At 42.5% G+C, this 22,131-nt stretch carries 18 protein-coding genes; 9 read left to right on the plus strand and 9 right to left on the minus strand.

The genetic code is table 11. The annotated features are described in order from the left end of the window. Positions 1-52: 52 nt before the first annotated feature. From WAX86_RS00535 to WAX86_RS00545, 3 genes are read left to right on the plus strand one after another with little or no spacing between them, the layout of a single operon-like run. Complete coding sequence (locus WAX86_RS00535) at positions 53-1,612, plus strand: ABC transporter substrate-binding protein (protein WP_065170754.1); 1,560 nt, start codon at positions 53-55, stop codon at positions 1,610-1,612. Positions 1,613-1,668: 56 nt separating this feature from the next. Then, positions 1,669-2,646, plus strand: coding sequence for an ABC transporter permease (locus tag WAX86_RS00540; protein WP_005302113.1), 978 nt, complete (start codon positions 1,669-1,671; stop codon positions 2,644-2,646). Between the two features lie 2 nt (positions 2,647-2,648). Beyond that, positions 2,649-3,590, plus strand: coding sequence for an ABC transporter permease (locus WAX86_RS00545; protein ID WP_005302110.1), 942 nt, complete (start codon positions 2,649-2,651; stop codon positions 3,588-3,590). 60 nt (positions 3,591-3,650) lie between these two features. Here WAX86_RS00545 and WAX86_RS00550 read toward each other — a convergent pair whose 3' ends face one another. Together WAX86_RS00550 and WAX86_RS00555 are read right to left on the minus strand one after the other, a co-directional pair. Further along, positions 3,651-5,054 carry a hypothetical protein gene (locus tag WAX86_RS00550; RefSeq protein WP_151182476.1) on the minus strand — a complete coding sequence of 468 codons (1,404 nt, stop codon included), beginning with the start codon at positions 5,052-5,054 and terminating at the stop codon, positions 3,651-3,653. A gap of 322 nt (positions 5,055-5,376) precedes the next feature. Next, a complete protein-coding gene (locus WAX86_RS00555) occupies positions 5,377-6,744 on the minus strand; it encodes a YjiH family protein (protein ID WP_065170751.1) in 1,368 nt (455 codons plus the stop codon). A gap of 485 nt (positions 6,745-7,229) precedes the next feature. Between WAX86_RS00555 and WAX86_RS00560 the strand changes: the two genes are divergently transcribed. Next, positions 7,230-8,381 (plus strand): iron-containing alcohol dehydrogenase, encoded by a 1,152-nt coding sequence (locus WAX86_RS00560; RefSeq protein ID WP_341488979.1) that lies wholly within the window; start codon positions 7,230-7,232, stop codon positions 8,379-8,381. A 104-nt stretch (positions 8,382-8,485) separates the two neighbouring features. On the opposite strand, the gene WAX86_RS00565 is transcribed toward WAX86_RS00560, so the two are convergent. The 3 genes from WAX86_RS00565 to WAX86_RS00575 all read right to left on the minus strand — a co-directional run bounded on the left by WAX86_RS00565 (position 8,486) and on the right by WAX86_RS00575 (position 11,538). Then, positions 8,486-8,953, minus strand: a complete 468-nt coding sequence (locus WAX86_RS00565; protein ID WP_136039731.1) for a hypothetical protein — start codon at positions 8,951-8,953, stop codon at positions 8,486-8,488. A gap of 217 nt (positions 8,954-9,170) precedes the next feature. Then, a complete protein-coding gene (gene gorA / locus WAX86_RS00570) occupies positions 9,171-10,526 on the minus strand; it encodes a glutathione-disulfide reductase (protein WP_341488980.1) in 1,356 nt (451 codons plus the stop codon). 172 nt (positions 10,527-10,698) lie between these two features. Beyond that, positions 10,699-11,538 (minus strand): 23S rRNA (adenine(2030)-N(6))-methyltransferase RlmJ, encoded by an 840-nt coding sequence (locus WAX86_RS00575; protein ID WP_065170748.1) that lies wholly within the window; start codon positions 11,536-11,538, stop codon positions 10,699-10,701. A 197-nt stretch (positions 11,539-11,735) separates the two neighbouring features. Between WAX86_RS00575 and prlC the strand changes: the two genes are divergently transcribed. After that, positions 11,736-13,778 (plus strand): oligopeptidase A, encoded by a 2,043-nt coding sequence (gene prlC, locus WAX86_RS00580; RefSeq protein ID WP_106141476.1) that lies wholly within the window; start codon positions 11,736-11,738, stop codon positions 13,776-13,778. 74 nt (positions 13,779-13,852) lie between these two features. Here prlC and WAX86_RS00585 read toward each other — a convergent pair whose 3' ends face one another. From WAX86_RS00585 to rhlB, 4 genes are all read right to left on the minus strand, one after another. After that, a complete protein-coding gene (locus tag WAX86_RS00585) occupies positions 13,853-14,323 on the minus strand; it encodes a GNAT family N-acetyltransferase (RefSeq protein WP_086367746.1) in 471 nt (156 codons plus the stop codon). 82 nt (positions 14,324-14,405) lie between these two features. Then, positions 14,406-14,975: a Crp/Fnr family transcriptional regulator gene (locus WAX86_RS00590; RefSeq protein WP_154139732.1), complete on the minus strand. Its 570-nt coding sequence runs from the start codon at positions 14,973-14,975 to the stop codon at positions 14,406-14,408. Positions 14,976-15,021: 46 nt separating this feature from the next. Continuing rightward, complete coding sequence (gene gppA, locus WAX86_RS00595; RefSeq protein ID WP_065170744.1) at positions 15,022-16,521, minus strand: guanosine-5'-triphosphate,3'-diphosphate diphosphatase; 1,500 nt, start codon at positions 16,519-16,521, stop codon at positions 15,022-15,024. Between the two features lie 15 nt (positions 16,522-16,536). Beyond that, the gene (gene rhlB, locus WAX86_RS00600; protein WP_065170743.1) at positions 16,537-17,841 is read right to left on the minus strand and encodes an ATP-dependent RNA helicase RhlB; all 1,305 of its coding nucleotides are present in this window, start codon (positions 17,839-17,841) and stop codon (positions 16,537-16,539) included. 112 nt (positions 17,842-17,953) lie between these two features. Here rhlB and trxA point away from each other — a divergent pair, with 112 nt between their 5' ends. The 4 genes from trxA to WAX86_RS00620 all read left to right on the plus strand — a co-directional run bounded on the left by trxA (position 17,954) and on the right by WAX86_RS00620 (position 22,129). Then, a complete protein-coding gene (gene trxA / locus WAX86_RS00605) occupies positions 17,954-18,280 on the plus strand; it encodes a thioredoxin TrxA (RefSeq protein WP_005302085.1) in 327 nt (108 codons plus the stop codon). A 211-nt stretch (positions 18,281-18,491) separates the two neighbouring features. Further along, on the plus strand, positions 18,492-19,751 hold the full coding sequence (gene rho, locus WAX86_RS00610; RefSeq protein ID WP_044178906.1) for a transcription termination factor Rho: 1,260 nt from the start codon (positions 18,492-18,494) through the stop codon (positions 19,749-19,751). A gap of 196 nt (positions 19,752-19,947) precedes the next feature. Then, a complete protein-coding gene (gene ubiD, locus WAX86_RS00615; protein ID WP_341488981.1) occupies positions 19,948-21,804 on the plus strand; it encodes a 4-hydroxy-3-polyprenylbenzoate decarboxylase in 1,857 nt (618 codons plus the stop codon). 58 nt (positions 21,805-21,862) lie between these two features. Beyond that, a complete protein-coding gene (locus WAX86_RS00620; protein ID WP_036764586.1) occupies positions 21,863-22,129 on the plus strand; it encodes a 2Fe-2S iron-sulfur cluster binding domain-containing protein in 267 nt (88 codons plus the stop codon). Positions 22,130-22,131: the final 2 nt, after the last annotated feature.

The following is a 22,131-nucleotide window of genomic DNA, read 5'->3' on the forward strand; positions in this document are numbered from 1 at the left end:
AAGCACACAACATCAGGGATATGATCCCCATTTCGCGTAAAGGAGTTATGCAATGAAAACCTTAAAGAGTAAATTGGTTGTCGCATTGATGGCAGCTGGATTGAGTATGAGTGCGTTAGCCGCTGAAGTGAAAGTGGGATACGCCTCCGATCCTGTTTCTTTGGATCCTCATGAGCAATTATCAGGGGGAACGCTGCAGTTTTCCCACATGGCTTTTGATCCTTTAGTGCGTTTTACTCAGAAAATGGAATTTGAACCGCGCTTAGCTCAAAGTTGGCAGCGTATCGATGACCATACTTTCCGTTTTACCCTGCGCCAAGGCGTAAAATTCCATTCGGGTAATACTATGACGGCCGATGATGTGATTTGGACGTTCAATCGCCTGCAAGATTCTCCTGATTTTAAAGCTATCTTTGAACCATACTCAGAGATGAAGAAAGTGGATGATTATACGGTGGATTTGATTTCAAAAGACACCTATCCATTGGTGCTACAGACTGCTACTTATATCTTCCCGATGGATAGTAAATTCTACAGTGGTAAAACTGAAGATGGTAAGGACAAGGCAGAAGTGGTCAAGCATGGTAACTCGTTTGCCTCTACTCATGTTTCAGGTACCGGCCCATTTACCGTGACAGGGCGTGAGCAAGGGGTAAAACTGGAGTTTGCTCGTTTTGCTGACTACTGGGATAAAGACTCTAAAGGCAATGTTGAGAAAATTACAATTTTGCCAATCAAAGAAGATGCTACCCGAGTTGCGGCGTTATTATCGGGTGGTGTTGATATGATCCATCCTGTTGCTCCTAATGATCATAAGCGAATTAAAGAAGCCAGTGATATTGATTTAGTCACTTTGCCTGGCACTCGCATTATTTCTTTCCAAATGAATCAAAACAGTAATGAAGCATTAAAAGATCCTCGCGTTCGTCAGGCGATTGTACATGCCATTAATAACGAAGGTATTGTTAAGAAGATCATGAAAGGTTTTGCGACGGCTGCAAACCAACAAGGACCTGAAGGATATCAAGGTTATACCCCTGAGCTTGTTGGTCGTTATGATCTCAAAAAAGCCAAAGCATTAATGAAAGAAGCAGGGTACGAGAAAGGCTTTAACCTATCAATGATTGCGCCAAATAATCGTTATGTTAATGATGCCAAAGTTGCACAAGCTACAGCCGCGATGCTCTCAAAAATAGGGATTAAAGTTGATTTAAAAACTATGCCTAAAGCTCAGTATTGGCCTGAATTTGATAAGTGTGCTGCTGATATGCTGATGATTGGCTGGCACTCTGATACGGAAGATTCAGCTAACTTAACTGAGTTTCTTACTATGACTCGTAACACCGAAACCGGTAAGGGCCAGTATAACTGTGGTTTCTATTCCAACCCTGAAGTTGATCAGTTAGTGGAAGCCGCTAATAAAGAAACAGATATGGCAAAGCGAAAAGAGATGCTGCAGAAAGTGGAAACCTTACTGTATAAAGATGCCGCCTTTGTCCCTCTTCACTGGCAAAGCGAGGCTTGGGGCGCTCGCTCTAATGTCCATGCCGCTGAAATCGTTAACCCGATGGTAATGCCATATTTTGGTGATTTGGTGGTTGATAAGCAGTAATTAGCAGTAAACAGAGCCGATAGGAGTGTCGGCTCTGAGCTTATGAGGAACAAGGAATGTTTACTTTTTTGGTTAAACGCCTATTTCAGGCGCTGATAGTGATGTTTGTGATCAGCTTGGTGGCGTTTGCTATTCAAGATAATCTCGGTGATCCATTACGTGAATTGGTTGGACAGTCGGTATCTGAAGCTGAGCGGCAAGAGTTACGTAATGAATTGGGGTTAAATGATCCTTTTGTTACTAAATACGGTCGTTTTCTCACTAATGCAGTACAGGGCGATTTAGGAACTTCGTATACCTTTAAACGACCAGCAGCTGAAGTGATATTAGATAAGTTAGTGGCAACTCTTGAGCTTGTCTTTGGAGCAACGGTATTGATCGTTGTGATATCCATTCCGCTTGGAGTCTATTCGGCGATTCACCCTCATAGCACCGCAACGAAAGCCATAATGGCCTTTAGCAGTATTGGTATTTCCATCCCAGTATTTTTAACTGCAATCATGCTGATGTATGTTTTTTCCATAGAACTTGGTTGGCTGCCGTCCTTTGGTCGTGGCGAAACTACAAATGTTTTTGGGTGGGAATCGGGATATTTTACTTTAGATGGTTTAAAGCATTTAGTCTTACCTTGTGTTGCGCTAGCTTCCATTATGTTGCCACTTTTTATTCGTTTGGTTCGTTCCGAAATGCTCGAAGTTTTAAGCTCTGAGTATGTGAAGTTTGCCAAAGCAAAGGGGTTACCATTACAAGCGATTTACTATCAGCACGCATTAAAAAATACTATGTTACCAGTGCTTACTGTCGGTGGTGTTCAGATCGGTACCATGATTGCCTATACCATACTAACCGAGAGTGTCTTTCAGTGGCCGGGAACAGGGTTGCTGTTTTTGGATGCGATTAATCGAGTGGATACTCCTTTAATAACCGCTTATGTCATTTTTGTTGGTCTGATCTTTGTTGTAACCAATACTGTGGTTGATTTGCTCTATGGCTTAGTTAATCCAACAGTGAATTTAACGGGTAAAGGAGCATAATCATGAGTGAGCAAGTTATTACAACACCAAGTCGTTGGCAGCGTTTTAAACAATCCGATTTTTTATATTTCTTCCGTAAAGATAAAGTCGCAATGGTCAGTTTTGCGATCTTTATGGCTTTTGCCACTATGGCTGTCTTTGCTCCTTTTATTGCACCGACAAATCCTTATGACTTGTCATCAATCGATATTATGGATGCTGAATTGCCTCCGTCATGGATGGATGAGGGGGATGAGCGTTTTACTTTAGGTACTGATGATCAGGGACGTGATATTTTTTCTACCATCTTATATGGTTCTCGGTTATCACTCACTATTGGTTTGTTAGCTGTTGGATTGCAGTTAATTCTTGGGGTTATTATCGGTTTAAGTGCGGGATATTTCGGTGGTCGTATTGATAATTTTTTAATGCGCATCGCCGATGTTCAACTGTCATTTTCAACAATGATGGTGGCAATCATTATCTCTGCTATTTTTCGAACCGCATTAGGGTCTGAGTTGTATGCTCAATATGCTGTGGTGATGTTGGTTGTCATTATAGGTATTGCCGAATGGCCACAGTATGCCCGTACTATCCGAGCTTCCGTACTGGCGGAGAAGAAAAAAGAATATGTTGAAGCGGCAAAAGTTATGGGCTTTAGAGCTCCTCGTATTATGTTTCGTCATATTCTTCCTAACTGTTTATCGCCAATTTTAGTGATATCTACAGTACAGGTTGCTAATGCGATTATGTCAGAAGCCGCATTGTCTTTCTTGGGCTTAGGTTTACCTGTAGATCAACCGTCGCTAGGCTCTCTAATTAGCATTGGTTTTAACTATATTTTCTCGGGTGCTTGGTGGATCACCGCATTCCCTGGACTGGTATTGGTGGTGCTGGTATTGGTTATTAACTTATTAGGTGATTGGTTGCGAGATGTATTCAACCCTAAGATCTACAAGGGTTGATGAAGCCTGTGGAGACATAAAAAGAAAAGGCGATCTGATGATCGCCTTTTTGTTCACTCATTATTGTTGAGCGTTAACCCATTTTTTGATGATGGTTTCTGCTTGTTCTTTACTATCAACAAATAGATTAAATAGTTCAGTCTGACGAGCCAAATCTGAAACTAACATCAAACCATTCCCCTTAGTGACTGGCATTACTTTCATATCGCTATCACCTTCAGGGAAGTCTAAGAATAGGACATTGTGTTGACCAAATTCATTAAATTCTTTCAACTGCCAAGTGATCTCAAATGATTCACCATTTTCTGTAATGGTCACAGTTCCCACACCATTTTCGGCCAATGGAGAGAACTTCATTTCAGCCATCATTGGCTCTGGAGTATGAGATGTTGAATCATCACCTACGAAGAACCACGTTTTATTCTCAAACTGGTTTTTAGTTAGCAGCTCAGGTGTAAAGGTGTCGTCCAGCGTTTTAGGCGTCCAGAACAGTAAGTCATTACCATCACCTGATGCAACAGTTAAAGCTAGGTTTGGCGATGTGAAAATAAATTCATCGCCTTTTGAACCATCGGCTTCGATAAAGTGGTTACCATCTACTTTAAATGATTCTTTGCCTGATGAAGTTCCATCTTGCTCAAACCATTCGGAAGTACCGTCTTCTTTGTAGATTGCTTTTTGAATACCTTCATCATTCATATAGCCTTGGTTCATGCTGCCTAGGAACCAAGCATCTTTTGATGTTAAGTATGAATGTAAGTTATTAACTAATTCTTGCTCTTCAACGTTTCCAGCTTCGTCAATTACAACACGAACATCGTCTAATTCACTCAGCGTACCGTTGTTTTCATGCTTCTCTATTGTCTTTTGAGTCGCTGTCACCACTTTAGTAATTTGATCTTTATTTAGCTGAGTAAGGTTTTCTGGTAAAGCCGATGTGACTGAACGTGCGATAAGGTGGGCTTTGGTTGCTTCTTTATTTGTCGCTTTATCTGCAACGTAATCACCGCTGATAGTTTTGCTATCTAGGTTTAGTTGGCTGGCTAGTTCATCTAAAGAGATATTGTCATTGTGTGCCATTGTAGTAAATGGAGTAATAACATTTAGCTCTTTTGATGCTCCCATGGTGTAACTGTTAGCGACATAACCAATGCTATCACTGTCTTTAGTCTTTCCTGCAATAACCTTAGCAATAAGAGGGTAAGAAGCTAGCTCTTTTGATACGGTTAGTTGGCCTTTTTCATTAGTTAGGCCAATGCTTTCACCATTATCACACAGCTTATTGTTATTTTTATCTGCGCATACTTCTGCTTCTGTTAAATAACCATCAATAACAGTGATTGTTTTGGTTTTTGAATCTGTTGGTGGTGTTGATGTATCAGAATTGTTTGAATCACTACCACAACCAGAAAGAGTCAATGCAGCAAGAAGAGAGGTGGCGATAAGAGTTTTATTAAACTTCATGAGATCCCTATGAAATTAATGAGTTATGCAATATTTATAAGTTTTTTATGAATTTCATTATTTTTCGCAGAGCGAAAGTGTGCTCATATGCAATAAATACAATTTTGAAGCAAGATCACACTTTGTTTTTTATGAAGTTGATCGCATTATGCATTATTGTGTGTAGGTTTTTTTACTTATATTTCAATGGGTTGGCTAGTATTCTGGATGGTGTCGTAACTGCTTTAATATGCGGTATTAATGTATTTTTATTTAATAGATAAAAAAAAGCCGACCCATGATAGGTCGGCTGTAGATATTTGGAAGATTATCTAAGTCAAAGTTAGAAAATTAGATGTGCTACACCAGCAATAACAGGTAGGGTGACCAGTGTTCTTAGAATAAAGATCACAAACAGCTCCCAGATTTTTACTGGAACCTTACTACCAACTAATAGAGCACCAATTTCAGACATATAGATAAGCTGAGTGACTGACATTGCCGCAATGATAAAACGGGTCATCTCGCTCTCAATACCAGATGCTAAAATCGATGGTAGGAACATATCTGCAAAGCCAACCACGATAGTTTCTGAGGCAGCTGCAGCTTCTGGTACATGCAATAGCTCAAGAAACGGAATGAATGGTTGTCCTAATAGCTCAAAGACTGGCGTGTTTTCTGCGACCACAAGAGCAATTGTACCGATAGCCATAACAATTGGCAGCACACCAAATACCATATCTACCGCATTTTTTACGCCATCTAAAGCAACAGCACGTAAGCTTTTGACTTCCGCAGCTTTATTTAGAGCTTGTTCAAGACCGTAACTTACAACGTTGTGGCCTGCTGGAACGGCTTCAAAATCTTCTTTTTCTGTTGTGCCATCAATGTAGACATCTTTTTTCCATGACAATGGAGGCAAACGAGGAACAACAACGGCAGCGACAAAGCCAGCCAAACATACTGTTAAGTAGAAAGGAGCAAACATGTTTGCAAGGCCTACTTGAGTAATTACAACCAAGCTAAAAGTAATAGATACCGCTGAGAATGTTGTACCAATGATGGCTGCTTCTCGTTGAGTGTACATGCCTTTTTCATATTGTTTACTTGTTAGTAGTACGCCAACACTGCCGTCGCCTAGCCATGATGCAATACAGTTAACAGATGAGCGACCCGGTAAGCCGAAAACCGGACGCATGATGCGAGTAAACAAAGTGCCAAAGAACTCTAGCAGACCAAAATTAAGTAATAGTGGTAATAGTAAGCCAGCAAAAATAAAGACCGAAAATAGTACGGGAAGTAGATCGTTCAGTACGAGACCGCCCGTTGCTCCATCGCTGATCATCGCAGGACCAAAACCGAAGTAGGTCATAAGGACGAATGCACCACCTAAGAGCTGTACGATGAACCAAGCCATCGATGGATTAAATAAACCATTAAGGAAAGCGTTTCGAGTAATAAAAGAAGGCTTAATGGTTTTAGTTATGATCGACATAACCGCAGTAAAGCTGATCACAAAGGTGACAATATCAACCAGTGAGCCTTCAAACAGCTGTTGCACGGTTTTTGCTAGTACTGCAATTGGGATTGTGATGTTGCCGTCATAGCTGATTGGAGCCATGAATAAAAATACTCCAATTAACGATGGTAATAAAAACATCATCCAGTTGGATTTGGACTTGGCGGGTGGTTTAGCGACATGTTCTTGCATAATGAAACCTTTCTGATAGTAATTTTAATGTAAACAACGGCTTGCTATCTATTTTTGTTCTCTTAAATAGCTATTTACTGATCATCCCTAACCAGAAAAAATCAGATTACAATTTTTATATTGAGATTGGAATAGTCTGTAGTGAAAAAATAAATAATTATTCGATTATTGTTATTAATTATTCTTAAGTGGGTTTATGCAGAGCGTCACATCTTTGGCTATCTGATGGGCTAGAAAAGGATAGATAAGAATCAGCTGGGTAATGTTTATTATTGCGTTCTAGTAATAGTGTTTTCTTTTTTTGTGGGATTGTTGTGATATCGGAAAGGTTTATGATGTTTCTCGTCGAAGCAAACAACATAAATAAAGCAGACAGCCATAGTGCTGAATCGACAAATCCAATAACCGATTTCAAGGTCTTATTGCATTAATTACGGTGCGATAAGAACAACAAAAATTACATATAAATTAAGTGGAGCACGACTATGAGCAATGTATTTTACATGCCTCCTGTAACATTAATGGGCCCAAATGCAATTCAATCCCTAGGTGCTGAATTGGCTTCAAAAGAGCTTAAGAAAGCTTTGATTGTCACCGATAAAGTGCTAGTGGAAGTGGGCTTAGTAAACAAGTTAACTGAAGAGCTTGCTTCTCATCAGCTAGACTATGTTATTTATGATGGTGTTCAGCCAAACCCAACAGAAAAAAATATTGAAGATGGCTTAGAGTTGCTAGCTACAAGCCAATGTGATTTTGTAATTTCTTTTGGTGGTGGTTCTTCACACGATACGGCAAAAGGTATTGCATTAGTGGCGGCAAATGGTGGTCATATTCGAGACTACTCAAAAGGTGTTCATCTTTCTAAAAAGCCACAACTTCCATTAGTAACAGTAAATACAACCGCAGGTACTGCATCTGAAATGACGGTTTTTGCTATTATTACTAACCAAGAAGATGAAACTAAGTATCCTGTAGTTGATAAGCACTTTACCCCAATTATTGCGGTTAACGATTCTGAACTTATGGTTGCAATGCCTAAATTCTTGACCGCAGCAACGGGTATGGATGCATTAACGCACGCGATTGAAGCTTACGTTTCTACTGCTGCGACACCGATTACTGATGCCTCAGCAATTAAAGCAATTGAATTGATTGTTAATAATTTAGAAACGGCAGTTAATGATGGCCAGAACCGCACGGCTCGTGATGCAATGCAGTACGGCGAATATTTAGCGGGAATGGCGTTCTCAAATGCATCATTGGGTTATGTTCACTCAATGGCTCACCAACTTGGCGGTGTTTACGATCTTGCTCACGGCCTATGTAATGCGATTCTTCTTGCTGAAGTATCTCGTTTCAATGCGCAACAAGTTCCTGAACGTTTTGTTGATATTGCAAAAGCGATGGGGGTTGATGTTTCGGCAATGACTCAAGAACAAGCGGTTAATGCTGCTCTAGAAGCGATTGACGCGCTGTCTGAGAAGGTAGGAACTAAACAACGTTTAGGTGATTTGGGTGTTACTGAAGATAAGCTAGCATTTATGGCGCAAAACGCACTGAATGATGCTTGTTCTTTGACTAACCCTCGTAAAGCAAGCCTTGAAGAAATCATTGCGATCTTTAAAGCTCGTATGTAATTTGAGTTAAACAAGTAAAGCGACGGCTAATGTGGCTTCGCGACTTGGATATAAAATTCTCCCAATATTTAGTTTCTAAATATTGGGAGTTATATTAGGTAGCTTTATTTGATTTTGACTGCTTTACCCATCATTTCATCAGTAGCATTTTCAAGAAGCACTACATTTAAATTTTCAATATCTTGACCATTTTTTGCTTCAAGAGTCCACATTCCTCCTGTTGCTGGATCTACAATTAACCAGCCAACAAAACCACCAAGTACAATATTTCCTGCTATATACCATCCACTTGCTGATGAGACTAAAGGTATTACTTGTGTGTTGTATCCAGCAGCATCAATTTTAAGATTATAATCTGCACCATTAAAGAAACCATCAGATCGTTTTAGATTATAAAATAGAGAGCCTTTGGATTTAGCAATTAGAGTTCCATTCGATGATAAAAGACTTATAGTTGCATTTTCAGGTGTTGTTTTAACAGACATGTTCTGTGTTGAACCATTGATGATTGAACCACACCCACTCAATAATAGGCTAGAAACTGTAGCTAATACGATTGCTGTTTTTTTCATTGAAAATATATACGCAGTTAAATGATATTTGTGGCATATAATATTGGTGTTTTGTTATTTGTACAGTAGTTGAGTATGTGTCTTTGTTTTTTGGCGTTGAATGTTTTCGATATGGTTGCAAATTGTTCAAAATGTTATGTGTATTCAACTTGAACTGAATGGCTTTACTGTAAAAAAGGCCACCGAAGTGACCTTTTAAAATTAAAGAGCTAATGCTTTAGCGCATAGTAACAAATTCTTCAGAACCTGTTGGATGAATCGCAACAACACTATCAAAGTCTGCTTTTGTTGCGCCCATCTTCATCGCAACACCAAAGCCTTGGATCATTTCATCAACACCAAAACCGATGCCATGTAGACCCACAACTTTCTCATCTTCACCAGCACAAACTAGCTTCATACGACAAGGCTGACGATGCTGAGTAACGGCAGTGTACATTGCCGTAAAGCCGGACTTATACACTTTCACGTTCTCTGCACCATACTGAGCAATGGCTTCTGGCTCAGTTAGACCGATTGTACCAATTGGTGGATGACTAAATACCACGGTTGGTACTAGTGCATAATCCATTTTTGCATTTGGTTTGTTGTTAAATAGGCGCTCAGATAACTGGCGACCAGCTTTAACGGCAACAGGAGTTAGCTCAATACCACCTTCCATGATATCGCCTACACAGTAGATACCTTCGACGTTGGTTTGTTGGAATTCATCAACTTTGATAAAGCCACGATTGTTTGTTTCAACGCCCGCTGCTGCTAGATTGATAGCATCTGTAGTTGGCTCACGACCAATCGCCCAAATTAGGATATCAGTGTTGTGTGATTCACCGTTTTCAAAGTAAAGCGTTACCGTACCGTCTTCTTCTTTTACCACTTCTTTTGGTACAGAATGAGTGTGCAGTGTTGGACCTTCTGCTGCCATTACTTCTGTTAGTGTTTCAATGATCATTGGATCAAAGCTACGAAGTGGTGACTCTTTACGGACAAGTAGGTGAGTATCTGTGCCTAAGCCATTTAGTACACCTGCAATCTCAACGGCGATATAACCTGCACCTACAACTGCAGCACGTTTTGGTTGCTCTTTGAGTTCAAAGAAACCGTTAGAATCGATACCGTGAACAGCTCCAGGAATAGCCGGGATTGATGGACGACCACCAACGGCAATGAGAATATGATCGGCGGTGTAGTGTTCACCGTCAACTTCTACTGTTTTTGCATCAACAAACTGAGCAAAGCCGTTGATCACTTCGATTTTATTGTTGCCAAGTACCGTCTCATAAGAGGTGTGGATTCGGCTGATGTAAGCTTCGCGACTTTCAACTAGTTTGCCCCAGTTTAGGCCTTTCATCTCAACATCGAAGCCATAATCTTTTGCGTAAAGGTGCATTGCTTCAGCAATTTGAGCGCCATGCCACATCACTTTCTTTGGCACACAACCTACGTTTACACAGGTGCCACCTAATGCTTTTGCTTCAATTAACGCGACTTTTGCACCATACATTGCTGCTCGGTTCGCTGAAGCAATACCACCACTACCGCCACCGATACAGATGTAATCAAAATGCTTTGCCATGACCTTACTCCATCTCTCATGTCTTTTAATAGATTCTGTGACCTAGTGTAATAAAGAAACAGAGCGTTGACGAGCGGGATAAATCGATAAATTCGATGGAAATAATCGTAAATAAACACAAAAGGCGAGCATCAAGCCCGCCTTTTGTTCAAAACTATGTGGGGTATTGGGGTTATTCTGGAACGATCCACTCAACCAAATGGTGACCTGTTTCAGGCGCAATTGCTTGTTGTAACCAAGGTAGGATTGCTTGCATTTGGCTCTCTAATTTCCATGGTGGGTTGATCACAATCATCCCAGAAGCGGTCATACCTCGTTCATCACTATCAGGTGCTACACCTAATTCTATTTGCAAAATCTTACGGATGCCCAGCTTTTCTAAACCTTTGATCATTTTGGTGATGTTTTCACGATAAACCACAGGATACCAAATAGCATAAGTACCTGTTGCCCAACGTTGATAGCTGTCTTTGATTGCGTTAACCACATCCATGTATTCATGTTTTAGTTCGTAAGGTGGATCAATCAGCACCACACCACGACGCTCTTTGGGTGGCAAACTGGCTTTTAGACGAGCAAAACCATCTTCTTTGAACATTTTTACCTGACGGTCACCGCGAAATTCTTGCAGTAGCAAAGGAAAATCATTGGGATGCAATTCGGTTAATACCATGCGGTCTTGTTCACGAATTTGTGCGCGTGCCACTCGTGGTGAACCTGGGTAATAACGCAGTACATCGCCTTTGTTTAGTGCAGTAATAGCATCTAGATAACTTTGGATCTCAGTAGGTAGATCCTGTTGCTGCCAGATTTTAGCAATACCATCTTTGTATTCGCCCGTTTTTTCACTGCGCTCATCTTGTAGATCATAACGACCAACACCTGAGTGAGTATCGTGGTAGACGAACGGTTTATCTTTTTGTTTAAGCGCATCTAAGATCAGACTTTGTACGATGTGCTTGACGACGTCTGCGTGGTTGCCGGCGTGAAAACTGTGACGATAACTCAGCATGGGATTCGATACTCGTAGGTTGGTTAGCAATATTGCGAGGGCGGTATTATGGCGAATTATGGCTAAATATCCAGCACAGCACACAATCTTTTCCTGTTCATCTGATTATGGACGATTAAAATTGATGGTAGCTAAGGATTGAATTTTGTCTGATCAAGACTCATCTAATAAAGAATAGAATAAAAAAGGATACGCACATGTCTAACCCATTACTCTCTATGACGGATCTGCCTCCGTTTGCTCACATCTTGCCAGAACACGTAAAACCTGCAGTAGAACAAGCGATTGCTGATTGCCGCGCTCAGGTAGAACAAGTCTTAGCAAATCCTCAAGCGCCGAGCTGGGAGACAATTTGTGCCCCTTTAGCGGAAACTGATGATCGCCTTAGCCGTATTTGGTCGCCAATTGGTCATCTTAATGGGGTGAAAAACAGCCCTGAACTGCGTGAAGCTTACGAAAGCTGTTTGCCGCTATTATCCGATTACGGTACTTGGGTCGGTCAGCATAAAGGGCTTTATGAAGCGTATAAAGCCATCAAAGGTAGTGAAGAATTTGCCGAACTATCGCAAGCACAGCAAAAAACGATTACTGATGCACTAAAAGATTTTGAGCTATCGGGTATTGGTTTACCTGCGGCAGAGCAGAAGCGTTATGGTGAGATCAGCAAGCGTCTGTCTGAGCTATCTTCTAACTTTAGTAACAATGTGCTAGATGCCACTATGGGCTGGACTAAGCATATTGTGGATGTTAATGAACTGGCTGGTTTACCTGAATCTGCATTGCAAGCGGCACAAGCAGCAGCTCAAGCCAAAGAGTTAGATGGCTACCTACTTACCTTGGAAATGCCATCATATTTGCCAATGATGACTTACTGTGAAAATCGTACATTGCGCCAAGAAATGTACGAAGCATTTGTTACTCGTGCGTCTGATCGTGGTCCAAATGCAGGCAAATGGGATAACAGTGAAATCATTGCGGAGAAACTGAAATTAAGCCATGAGTTGGCGCGTCTCCTTGGTTTTAATAGCTACAGTGAAAAGTCGCTAGCGACAAAAATGGCGCAAACTCCCGAACAAGTTTTAAGCTTTTTAAATAATCTGGCTGAGCGAGCTAAACCACAAGGTGAGCGCGAAGTGGCTGAGTTACGTGAATACGCCATGACGGAATTTGGTGCTGCCGATTTAGAACCATGGGATTTCGCGTTTTATTCTGAGAAGTTAAAGCAACATCGCTACAGCATTTCAGATGAAGAGTTACGCCCATATTTCCCTGAACAAAAAGTGGTAGCTGGTCTGTTTGAAGTGCTAAATCGTCTATTTGGCATGGAAATCAAACCACGAGCAGGTGTTGAGGTGTGGGATGAGTCGGTAACGTTCTACGATATCTTTGATCTCAGTGGTACGCTACGCGGTAGTTTCTATCTTGATCTGTATGCCCGTGAGCATAAGCGTGGTGGTGCATGGATGGATGAGTGCATGGTACGCCGTACTCGTTTAGATGGTTCGCTACAAACGCCAGTGGCTTATCTCACCTGTAACTTTAATAAGCCAGTAGGTGATAAGCCGGCGCTCTTTACCCATGATGAGGTGGTAACACTATTCCACGAAACGGGCCACGGTATTCATCATATGCTAACTCAAATTGATGTTCCTGCTGTGTCGGGCATCAATGGTGTGCCATGGGATGCGGTTGAGCTACCAAGTCAGTTTTTAGAGAACTGGTGTTGGGAAGAAGAAGCGCTGGCATTTATCTCTGGTCATTATCAGACTGGCGAACCTCTACCAAAAGCAATGCTAGAGAAAATGTTGGCTGCGAAGAATTTCCAATCTGCGATGTTTATTTTGCGCCAGTTGGAGTTCGGCATGTTCGACTTCACGCTATACACTAACTACGATCCAGAGGTGGGCGCTAAGGTGCTTGATACGCTATTTGAAGTTAAAGAGCGTGTATCTGTAGTGCCAAGTCCTGAGTGGGGCCGTTTCCCTCATAGTTTCAGCCATATCTTTGCTGGTGGTTATAGCGCTGGTTACTACAGCTATTTATGGGCCGAATTGCTATCAGCAGATGCATTCTCTCGTTTTGAAGAGGAAGGGATCTTTAATACGCAAACGGGTAAAGATTTCTTAAACTGCATCTTAGAAAAAGGTGGCAGTGATGAGCCGATGACGTTGTTTAAACAGTTCCGTGGTCGTGAGCCACAAATTGATGCGTTACTTCGTCATAGTGGTATTACTGGCTAAAGAGTCTTTGTCTTTAAAGTGATACTAAAAACGGTCTCGATATGAGGCCGTTTTTTTATGGTTGGGTTTAGCTCTTATTTGGCTTGATGGGCGCGTAATGAGTGGCGCATATCTAAATGGGGAATATCATCTTCAAGATAGACCTCAGAGAACGGAGAAAAGCCATGCTGCTGATAGAAATCTTGCAGGTAATGTTGAGCTCCAATCTCAATCGAGTGTTGAGGCCACAGACGATAACAATGCTCAATAGCCTGCTGTATGAGTTGGTGTCCAAGTCCTTGCCCTCGAGCCGATTGAGCTAAAGCGACACGGCCAATACTGCTTCCTGAAAATGAGATGGTCGGTGCCAATAGACGGGCACAAGCAACCAGCTTTTGTTCTTGATAGCCTAATAAGTGATAGACATCCTCTAATGTATCTTTGCCATCTAGTTCTGGATAAGGGCAGGTTTGTTCAACGACAAAGACATCAACGCGGAGACGCAACAGCTCATACAGTTGGTGGGTAGTCAGTTGAGAAAACGGGAGAAGTTGCCATTGAGTCATTGCTATGCTTCCATCTGATTGAAAAAAACTACTCTATTCGGATTTATGGGGTACTGCATTAACTTATGTTAAGTCGGATCTGCTAAGAGGATTTCTTTAATCTGGCTTTGATGCGACTAAGACTTATCGGAGTGATGCCAAGGTAAGCGGCAATATGTTGATCCGTGAGTCGCGGTAGCAGATCGGGAAATTGTTGGCAAAACAGAAGATAGCGTTGCTCTGGGCTATAGAGCAGCATGAATCGTTCTTTATGCTCTTTGTGAATCAGTTGGTTTTCGAGCAGTTTTAGATAAATGGGGTGTCCTTGTTTGCGCCATATTTGTACAGCAGCAAGAGGGATTTCTACTACGATAATAGGTGTTAAGCTCTCAACCAAATAGGGTGAAGGATGCTGCAAAATGACACTTTCAAAGCCGATGATCCAATCGTGCTCCCAATAAAATTCTTTGCTAAATTCTTTTCCATCTGCAGTGAGATAACTGGCTCGGCATAATCCTTCTAAAAGAAAGTAGACCGACTGATTGTGCTCACCTTGATGAGTCAGAATATGGCGAGTTGGTAATTCGAGCAGTGAGGCACTGGCCAGTAAGTTATCGATTTCCGTACGAGTAAACTGGTGCTCGATTAAGTATTGACGAAATTTTGTATCCATAATTTTTATAAAAAAACGGCTCTATTGAAATAGAGCCGTTGTTATTTTATTGGTTCTCAACCGTTTCAATAGTCAATGGCCACCCCATATCTGTTTGACGAGTGGCTTCTTGTTGCAACTCCGCTTCAGTTAATGGATTTTGGGTAAGCCATGCTTTGGTTAAGGTCAATGTTAGTTTGTTATCTGTTGCGTTTATCTGAACATCGGCTTGGCAGCGTTGGTCGCGACGATGACATAAAATCACCGCGAGGCGCAGTAATCTCAATAGGCGCGTAGCACTTTGAGCAGATAAAGCATGCTGCTCTGGTAGGCTTGATAGCTGTTCACGGAAACGTCGCAGTAGCTCAGCAATTAAATGCTTTTGCGCTCGCGTAAAGCCCGGTAAATCCAGATGATTGATTAAGTATGCAGCATGTTCGCCACTTTTCTTAAATTCAATACTAATCCCGATTTCATGTAATTGGGCTGCGGCAAATAGCAGTGACTGGGCTTGTGGCTCAAACTGCCATTCTGCATCGCAATCTTGCAATAACGTCATTGCGGTTTTTGCGACTTCTTCTGCGTGTAAAGTATCAAGCTGAAAGCGTTCTTGAACACTGTGTAACGTGCGAGTACGGACATCATGATGGCGCATTTGGCTCATCATCTCATACACCATACCTTCGCGCAGTGCACCACCTGCTAAGGTCATTGAATCAATGTTGAGTGATTCAAATAGAGCGATCAAGATTGATAATCCGCTTGGAAAGACCAGAGCTCGCTCTAAAGTGAGGCCTTCAATATCGAGATCTTCTAGTCGTTCATACTGCATTGCTTGACGTTGTAGACGTTTCAATTTGGCTAAGGTGATAATTTCATCCATGCCTTGCGCTAACATGATTTCTTGTAGCGCTTGAACTGTTCCACTTGCACCCACACAGGTTTCCCAGCCCAATTGACGGTACTGTTCAACAATAGGGGCAATGGCCATTTTTGCCGCACTGATAGCTGCATTGAAGTTTTCAGCATTTAAGTGACGGTCTTTAAAATAGCTTTCAAGCCAAGTAACACAACCAATTTTGAGGCTGGTTAATGCGTTTGCCTCAAAACCTGTTCCGATAACAACTTCAGTACTCGCACCACCAATATCCACGACAAGACGTTTGTCGCTCCCCCCAGAAGTATGAGCAACTCCTTGGTAGATGATACGAGCTTCCTCTTTACCTGGGATCACCGCAATAGCGTATCCTAGGATATCTTTTGCTTTGGCAAGAAACTCATCGGCATTGACCGCTGTACGTAGCGCTGCTGTCCCTACAATGCGAACGTGTTCACTCGGAATATCCTGGAGACGTTCAGCAAAGAGGCTTAAGCAATCCCAGCCGCGTTGCATCGCTTCTAAGCTGAGTTCGTTGTTGCTGTTAAGACCCGCAGCGAGGCGAACCTTACGCTTAATTTTGGCCAAGGTTTGAACATGACCATCGACTTCACGAACTACCCACATGTGGAAGCTATTGGAGCCTAAATCAATGGCGGCGTATAACGGTGATGTTGAGCTTCTTTCCATAGACATAATTCTTTACTACTGTTGCTGCTGTTTTTTCTGAGCAGGACGGCGGCGATTACGCTGACGTGATTGACCTTGGCCCTGTTGATTACTACGACGACCGCCTTGTCGTGGAGTGCGAGTAATACGAATAGGTTCTGGCAGATCTTCAAGCAAAGCAGAAGCATCATACTTTGATAATGGAATTGCATGCTCAATATAGGTTTCGATACCAGGTAAATTGATTGCATACTCTTCACAAGCAAAGCTGATAGAGTGACCGCTTGCACCTGCACGACCAGTACGGCCAATACGGTGAACATAATCTTCACAGTCGTCAGGAAGATCATAGTTAAATACGTGCGTTACTTGAGGAATATGGAGGCCTCGAGCTGCGACGTCGGTTGCGACTAGGATATCAATATCACCTTGAGTGAATTGTTCCAAGATGCGAACACGTTTTTTCTGTGGTACATCACCAGTTAATAGACCAACACGGTGCCCATCTGCGGCTAAATGGCCCCAAACGTCTTCACAGCGGTGCTTTGTATTAGCAAAAATAATTGCGCGATCTGGCCATTCTTCTTCGATCAGCGTTTGCAATAAGCGCATCTTATCGTTGTTAGATGGGTAGAACAGCTCTTCTTTGATGCGGTGTCCGGTCTTTTGTTCAGGTTCAACCACAACGCTTTCTGGCGTGTTCATATGCTCAAATGCAAGCTCTTTTACGCGATAAGACAGCGTGGCAGAAAACAACATATTGCGACGTTGATCCGGTGCAGGCATACGACGGAATAAGAAGCGAATGTCTTTGATAAAACCTAAATCGAACATACGGTCAGCTTCATCAAGTACAACAGCTTGAATCGAACGTAAGTCGATCACTCGCTGCTTGTAGAAATCGATGATACGACCACAAGTACCGATAAGAATATCAACACCGTCTACCAGTTTCTTTTGCTGTTTCTCGTACGGTTCGCCACCGTAAGCAAGACCTGCCGTTAGGCCCGTACTTGCAATAAGAGGTGCGGCATCGTTATAAATCTGGATCGCCAATTCACGCGTTGGAGCAAGAATGATTGCTCGTGGCTGGTTTGGCTTTCGCTCTTCTGATGCTGGAGTCTCCAGTAAATGGTTAAAAGTCGCGGTCAAAAAGGCTAAAGTTTTGCCTGTACCCGTTTGGGCCTGTCCCGCAATATCATGGCCGGAGAGCACTACCGGCAATGCCAAAGCCTGAATCGGGGTACAATTATGGAACCCTTTTTCTTCTAGGCCTTTCAAAACCAAAGGATTTAACCCTAGGTCGGCAAATTTCTGCTCTGTGATATGAGTCGTCTTCATACATATAGAATATCAGCTTAGGGTTGCAATACGAAACGGATTCAATTCAAATAGGAGATCGATTTGCCGGTAAAATGAAATCGGCTGTGAAAATCAACCATTGGAGTGGAAGATGAGCGACAAGATTGTGCAGCTTACAGATGCAAGTTTCGACAGCGATGTAGTTAACGCTGCTGGCCCTGTATTAGTTGATTTCTGGGCAGAGTGGTGTGGTCCTTGTAAAATGATCGCGCCAATTCTTGATGAAATCGCTGAAGAGTATGAAGGCAAACTGACGATTGGTAAGTTAAATATCGATCAGAATGCTGGAACACCACCAAAATTTGGTATCCGTGGTATTCCAACACTACTGCTGTTTAAAGACGGCAGTGTTGCAGCAACAAAAGTGGGTGCGCTATCTAAGACCCAGCTTAAAGAGTTCCTAGACGCGAACCTATAAGCCGCTTTTTTTGCAATCTGCGCACAAATTCCCAGTTGTGCGCAGAGCATCTTCGGTCTATGCTAGACGGAGATGAGATTTAGTGCTAACTTATTGCACGTTATTTATACATACGAACACTTCTTGACCAGCTCCATTGGTCAACCGAATTCTCAGTTTTTTCAACTTAACTTACAGAACCCCTATTTTGACAGACAAGAAACCCACCACTATGAATCTTACAGAATTGAAGAAGCAACCTATTTCTAATTTGGTTGCACTTGGTGAAAGCTTAGGATTAGAAAACCTAGCGCGTTTGAGAAAACAAGACATCATCTTCTCTATCCTCAAACAGCATGCAAAAAGTGGTGAGGACATTTTTGGTGATGGTGTTCTAGAAATTCTTCAAGATGGCTTCGGCTTCCTCCGCTCTGCAGACAGTTCTTACCTTGCCGGTCCAGACGATATCTACGTCTCTCCAAGTCAAATCCGCCGCTTCAACCTTCGCACTGGTGACACAATTTCAGGCAAAATTCGCCCACCTAAAGATGGCGAACGTTACTTTGCACTACTGAAAGTCAACGAAGTTAACTACGATAAGCCGGATAACGCTCGCAACAAGATCTTGTTTGAGAACTTAACTCCACTACACGCAAATGAACGTATGCGTATGGAGCGCGGTAATGGCTCAACAGAAGACATCACAGCTCGTGTTCTTGATTTGGCTTCGCCAATCGGTAAAGGTCAGCGTGGCCTGATCGTTGCGCCACCGAAAGCCGGTAAGACCATGTTGCTACAGAACATCGCTCAAAGCATCGCACACAACCACCCAGAGTGTGAGTTGATGGTATTGCTTATCGACGAACGTCCAGAAGAAGTAACCGAAATGCAGCGTCTAGTAAAAGGCGAAGTAGTTGCTTCAACGTTTGATGAACCAGCATCTCGTCACGTACAAGTGGCAGAAATGGTTATTGAGAAAGCAAAACGTCTAGTAGAACACAAGAAAGATGTGGTTATCCTACTTGACTCCATCACTCGTCTTGCGCGTGCCTATAACACCGTAGTTCCATCATCAGGTAAAGTATTAACTGGTGGTGTGGACGCTAATGCCCTTCACCGTCCAAAGCGCTTCTTTGGTGCAGCTCGTAACGTAGAAGAAGGCGGTAGCTTAACAATCATCGCAACAGCACTGGTTGATACTGGTTCTAAGATGGATGAAGTAATTTACGAAGAATTTAAAGGTACAGGTAACATGGAACTGCACCTATCTCGTAAGATTGCTGAAAAACGTGTATTCCCAGCGATTGATTTCAACCGCTCTGGTACTCGTCGTGAAGAGCTACTGGCGAAAGCTGATGAGCTACAAAAGATGTGGATTCTGCGTAAGATCGTTCACCCAATGGGCGAGATCGACAGCATGGAATTCCTAATCGGTAAACTGGCTATGACCAAGACAAACGATGAATTCTTCGATGCAATGCGTCGTCAGTAATCGTTTATTTTAGCTGTTTACAGTGAAAAGCTCGGCCTTAAACGGTCGGGCTTTTTTATTGGCTAAAATCTGTCAAAATGCTGCTATCCCTTGATTTTATGCGGTTATTTATCGTGAAATAGCTGTGATTTAAAGGTGAGTATTACTCAACATCTCGCTATACTGAGCGCAACATATTGATCACTTGGTAAGCGACATGAAGTTTCAAGATTTACGTGATTTTATCGATTATCTCGAAGCACAAGGACAGTTAAAGCGCATCAGTCATCCGGTTGACCCTGATCAGGAGATAACGGAAATTTGCGACCGTACTTTACGAGCAAAAGGGCCAGCATTACTGTTTGAAAACCCGATTGGCTATGACATTCCTGTTCTGGCTAACTTATTTGGTACTCCTGAACGAGTGGCGATGGGAATGGGGCGAACCGATGTAAAAGAGTTGCGTCAAGTGGGAGAGTGGCTAGCTTATCTTAAAGAGCCTGAACCACCACAGGGCTTGCGTGATGCCTTTAATAAGTTGCCTGTGTTTAAGCAAGTGCTCAATATGCCGGTTAAGCGTCTACGTAAAGCGCCATGTCAGGAAGTGGTGTGGCAAGGGGATGAGGTTGATTTAGATAAAATCCCTGTTATGAGTTGCTGGCCTGATGATGTCGCCCCTTTGCTTACTTGGGGGCTTACTATTACGAAAGGACCGAATAAGAAACGTCAGAATCTAGGAATTTATCGCCAGCAAAAAATTGCGAAGAATAAAGTCATCATGCGTTGGCTCGCTCATCGCGGTGGTGCGCTAGATCTGCGTGATTGGATGGAAACCCACCCAGGCCAACCTTTCCCTATAACAGTGGCGTTTGGTGCTGATCCTGCTACGATTTTAGGTGCTGTAACACCAGTTCCAGATACTTTATCTGAGTACGCCTTTGCTGGATTACTACGTGGTCGCCGTACAGAAGTGGTGAAAAGTCTAAGTAATGATCTTGATATTCCAGCCAGTGCCGAAATTGTCATGGAAGGATATATCGATCCCAATGAGTTTGCTTTAGAGGGCCCTTATGGGGATCACACTGGTTACTACAATGAGACAGAGCAGCATCATGTCTTTACGATTACCCACCTTTCTATGAAACAAAAGCCTATTTATCATAGCACTTATACGGGACGTCCACCGGATGAGCCTGCGGTATTGGGTGTGGCATTAAATGAAGTGTTTGTGCCTATTTTGCAAAAGCAATTTCCTGAGATTGAAGATTTCTATTTACCGCCAGAAGGGTGTTCCTATCGTATGGCGGTGGTGACCATTAAAAAGCAATATCCCGGTCATGCGAAACGGATCATGATGGGGGTGTGGTCGTTCCTACGTCAGTTTATGTACACCAAGTACGTAGTAATTTGTGATCATGATGTCGATGCGCGAAGCTGGGATAGCGTCATACCTGCCATTACCGCAAATATGGATCCAGTTACGGATTCTTTATTTATTGATCATACTCCTATTGATTCATTAGATTTTGCCTCTCCTGTTGTTGGGCTTGGCTCTAAAATGGGTTTAGATGCGACACGTAAATGGCCAGCAGAATTAATTGGTAGAGCTCCCGATTATTCGGTAACTGAGGTTATCGATTTGGCTGCTAAAGAGGCTCAGCTGCGTGAGGCATATCCACAAATCATTGACTGTTATTTCCCGCCACAAGCAAAAGATTATAGTATGGCTTTAGTGAGTATTGATAAGCAGGCGGTGGGCGATGGTAAAGCGATGATTGAAGCGCTTTGGCATCAAATGAGCCAATTTACGACGCCTAAATTTGTCATCATTTGTGATGGTGATGTAAATGTCCGTGATTGGAATGATGTGATTTGGGCTATTACCACTCGCATGGATCCAACCCGTGATACGATTTCAGTTCCTACGGGGGATACATCTAGCAAAATGGGTCTTGATGCGACCAATAAATTGCCGGGTGAAACAGAACGAGAGTGGGGTACCCCCATAGTCAAAGATCGGAAAATCGTTGCCAAAATCGATGCGATATGGGAACAATTAGCCATTATTAAATAATAGGGTTGGAGTTTCTCTGGTTTGTCAAATAAGAGAGATTTCCAGCTAGAATCTATCTATGTATCAAGTTCACCTGTTGCCGTTAAATATAAAATTTGTGGTTGATGATAAGCAAACCCTATTGGAGGCAGCGCTCAACGCAGGTGTGGCTTTTCCTCATCGTTGTCAGGTTGGCGTATGTGCGATGTGTTTATGTCGTATGGTTGAAGGCGAAGTATTCTATCAGCTGGAGCCGATGTTAACTGAAGATGAGATCGAACAAGGTTGGATTGCGCCCTGTTCTGCCTATGCAAAAAGCGACTTGGTACTGGATTTACGAGGATAATA

The organism is Photobacterium damselae subsp. damselae (assembly GCF_038086725.1).
GTDB lineage: Bacteria > Pseudomonadota > Gammaproteobacteria > Enterobacterales > Vibrionaceae > Photobacterium > Photobacterium damselae.

Excerpts from the sequence above, each read along its gene's own strand:
- WAX86_RS00535 (WP_065170754.1), top strand. The coding sequence starts at position 53 with ATGAAAACCTTAAAGAGTAAATTGGTTGTCGCATTGATGGCAGCTGGA.
- WAX86_RS00540 (WP_005302113.1), top strand. The coding sequence starts at position 1,669 with ATGTTTACTTTTTTGGTTAAACGCCTATTTCAGGCGCTGATAGTGATG.
- WAX86_RS00545 (WP_005302110.1), top strand. The coding sequence starts at position 2,649 with ATGAGTGAGCAAGTTATTACAACACCAAGTCGTTGGCAGCGTTTTAAA.
- WAX86_RS00550 (WP_151182476.1), bottom strand. The coding sequence starts at position 5,054 with ATGAAGTTTAATAAAACTCTTATCGCCACCTCTCTTCTTGCTGCATTG.
- WAX86_RS00555 (WP_065170751.1), bottom strand. The coding sequence starts at position 6,744 with ATGCAAGAACATGTCGCTAAACCACCCGCCAAGTCCAAATCCAACTGG.
- WAX86_RS00560 (WP_341488979.1), top strand. The coding sequence starts at position 7,230 with ATGAGCAATGTATTTTACATGCCTCCTGTAACATTAATGGGCCCAAAT.
- WAX86_RS00565 (WP_136039731.1), bottom strand. The coding sequence starts at position 8,953 with ATGAAAAAAACAGCAATCGTATTAGCTACAGTTTCTAGCCTATTATTG.
- gorA (WP_341488980.1), bottom strand. The coding sequence starts at position 10,526 with ATGGCAAAGCATTTTGATTACATCTGTATCGGTGGCGGTAGTGGTGGT.
- WAX86_RS00575 (WP_065170748.1), bottom strand. The coding sequence starts at position 11,538 with ATGCTGAGTTATCGTCACAGTTTTCACGCCGGCAACCACGCAGACGTC.
- prlC (WP_106141476.1), top strand. The coding sequence starts at position 11,736 with ATGTCTAACCCATTACTCTCTATGACGGATCTGCCTCCGTTTGCTCAC.
- WAX86_RS00585 (WP_086367746.1), bottom strand. The coding sequence starts at position 14,323 with ATGACTCAATGGCAACTTCTCCCGTTTTCTCAACTGACTACCCACCAA.
- WAX86_RS00590 (WP_154139732.1), bottom strand. The coding sequence starts at position 14,975 with ATGGATACAAAATTTCGTCAATACTTAATCGAGCACCAGTTTACTCGT.
- gppA (WP_065170744.1), bottom strand. The coding sequence starts at position 16,521 with ATGGAAAGAAGCTCAACATCACCGTTATACGCCGCCATTGATTTAGGC.
- rhlB (WP_065170743.1), bottom strand. The coding sequence starts at position 17,841 with ATGAAGACGACTCATATCACAGAGCAGAAATTTGCCGACCTAGGGTTA.
- trxA (WP_005302085.1), top strand. The coding sequence starts at position 17,954 with ATGAGCGACAAGATTGTGCAGCTTACAGATGCAAGTTTCGACAGCGAT.
- rho (WP_044178906.1), top strand. The coding sequence starts at position 18,492 with ATGAATCTTACAGAATTGAAGAAGCAACCTATTTCTAATTTGGTTGCA.
- ubiD (WP_341488981.1), top strand. The coding sequence starts at position 19,948 with ATGAAGTTTCAAGATTTACGTGATTTTATCGATTATCTCGAAGCACAA.
- WAX86_RS00620 (WP_036764586.1), top strand. The coding sequence starts at position 21,863 with ATGTATCAAGTTCACCTGTTGCCGTTAAATATAAAATTTGTGGTTGAT.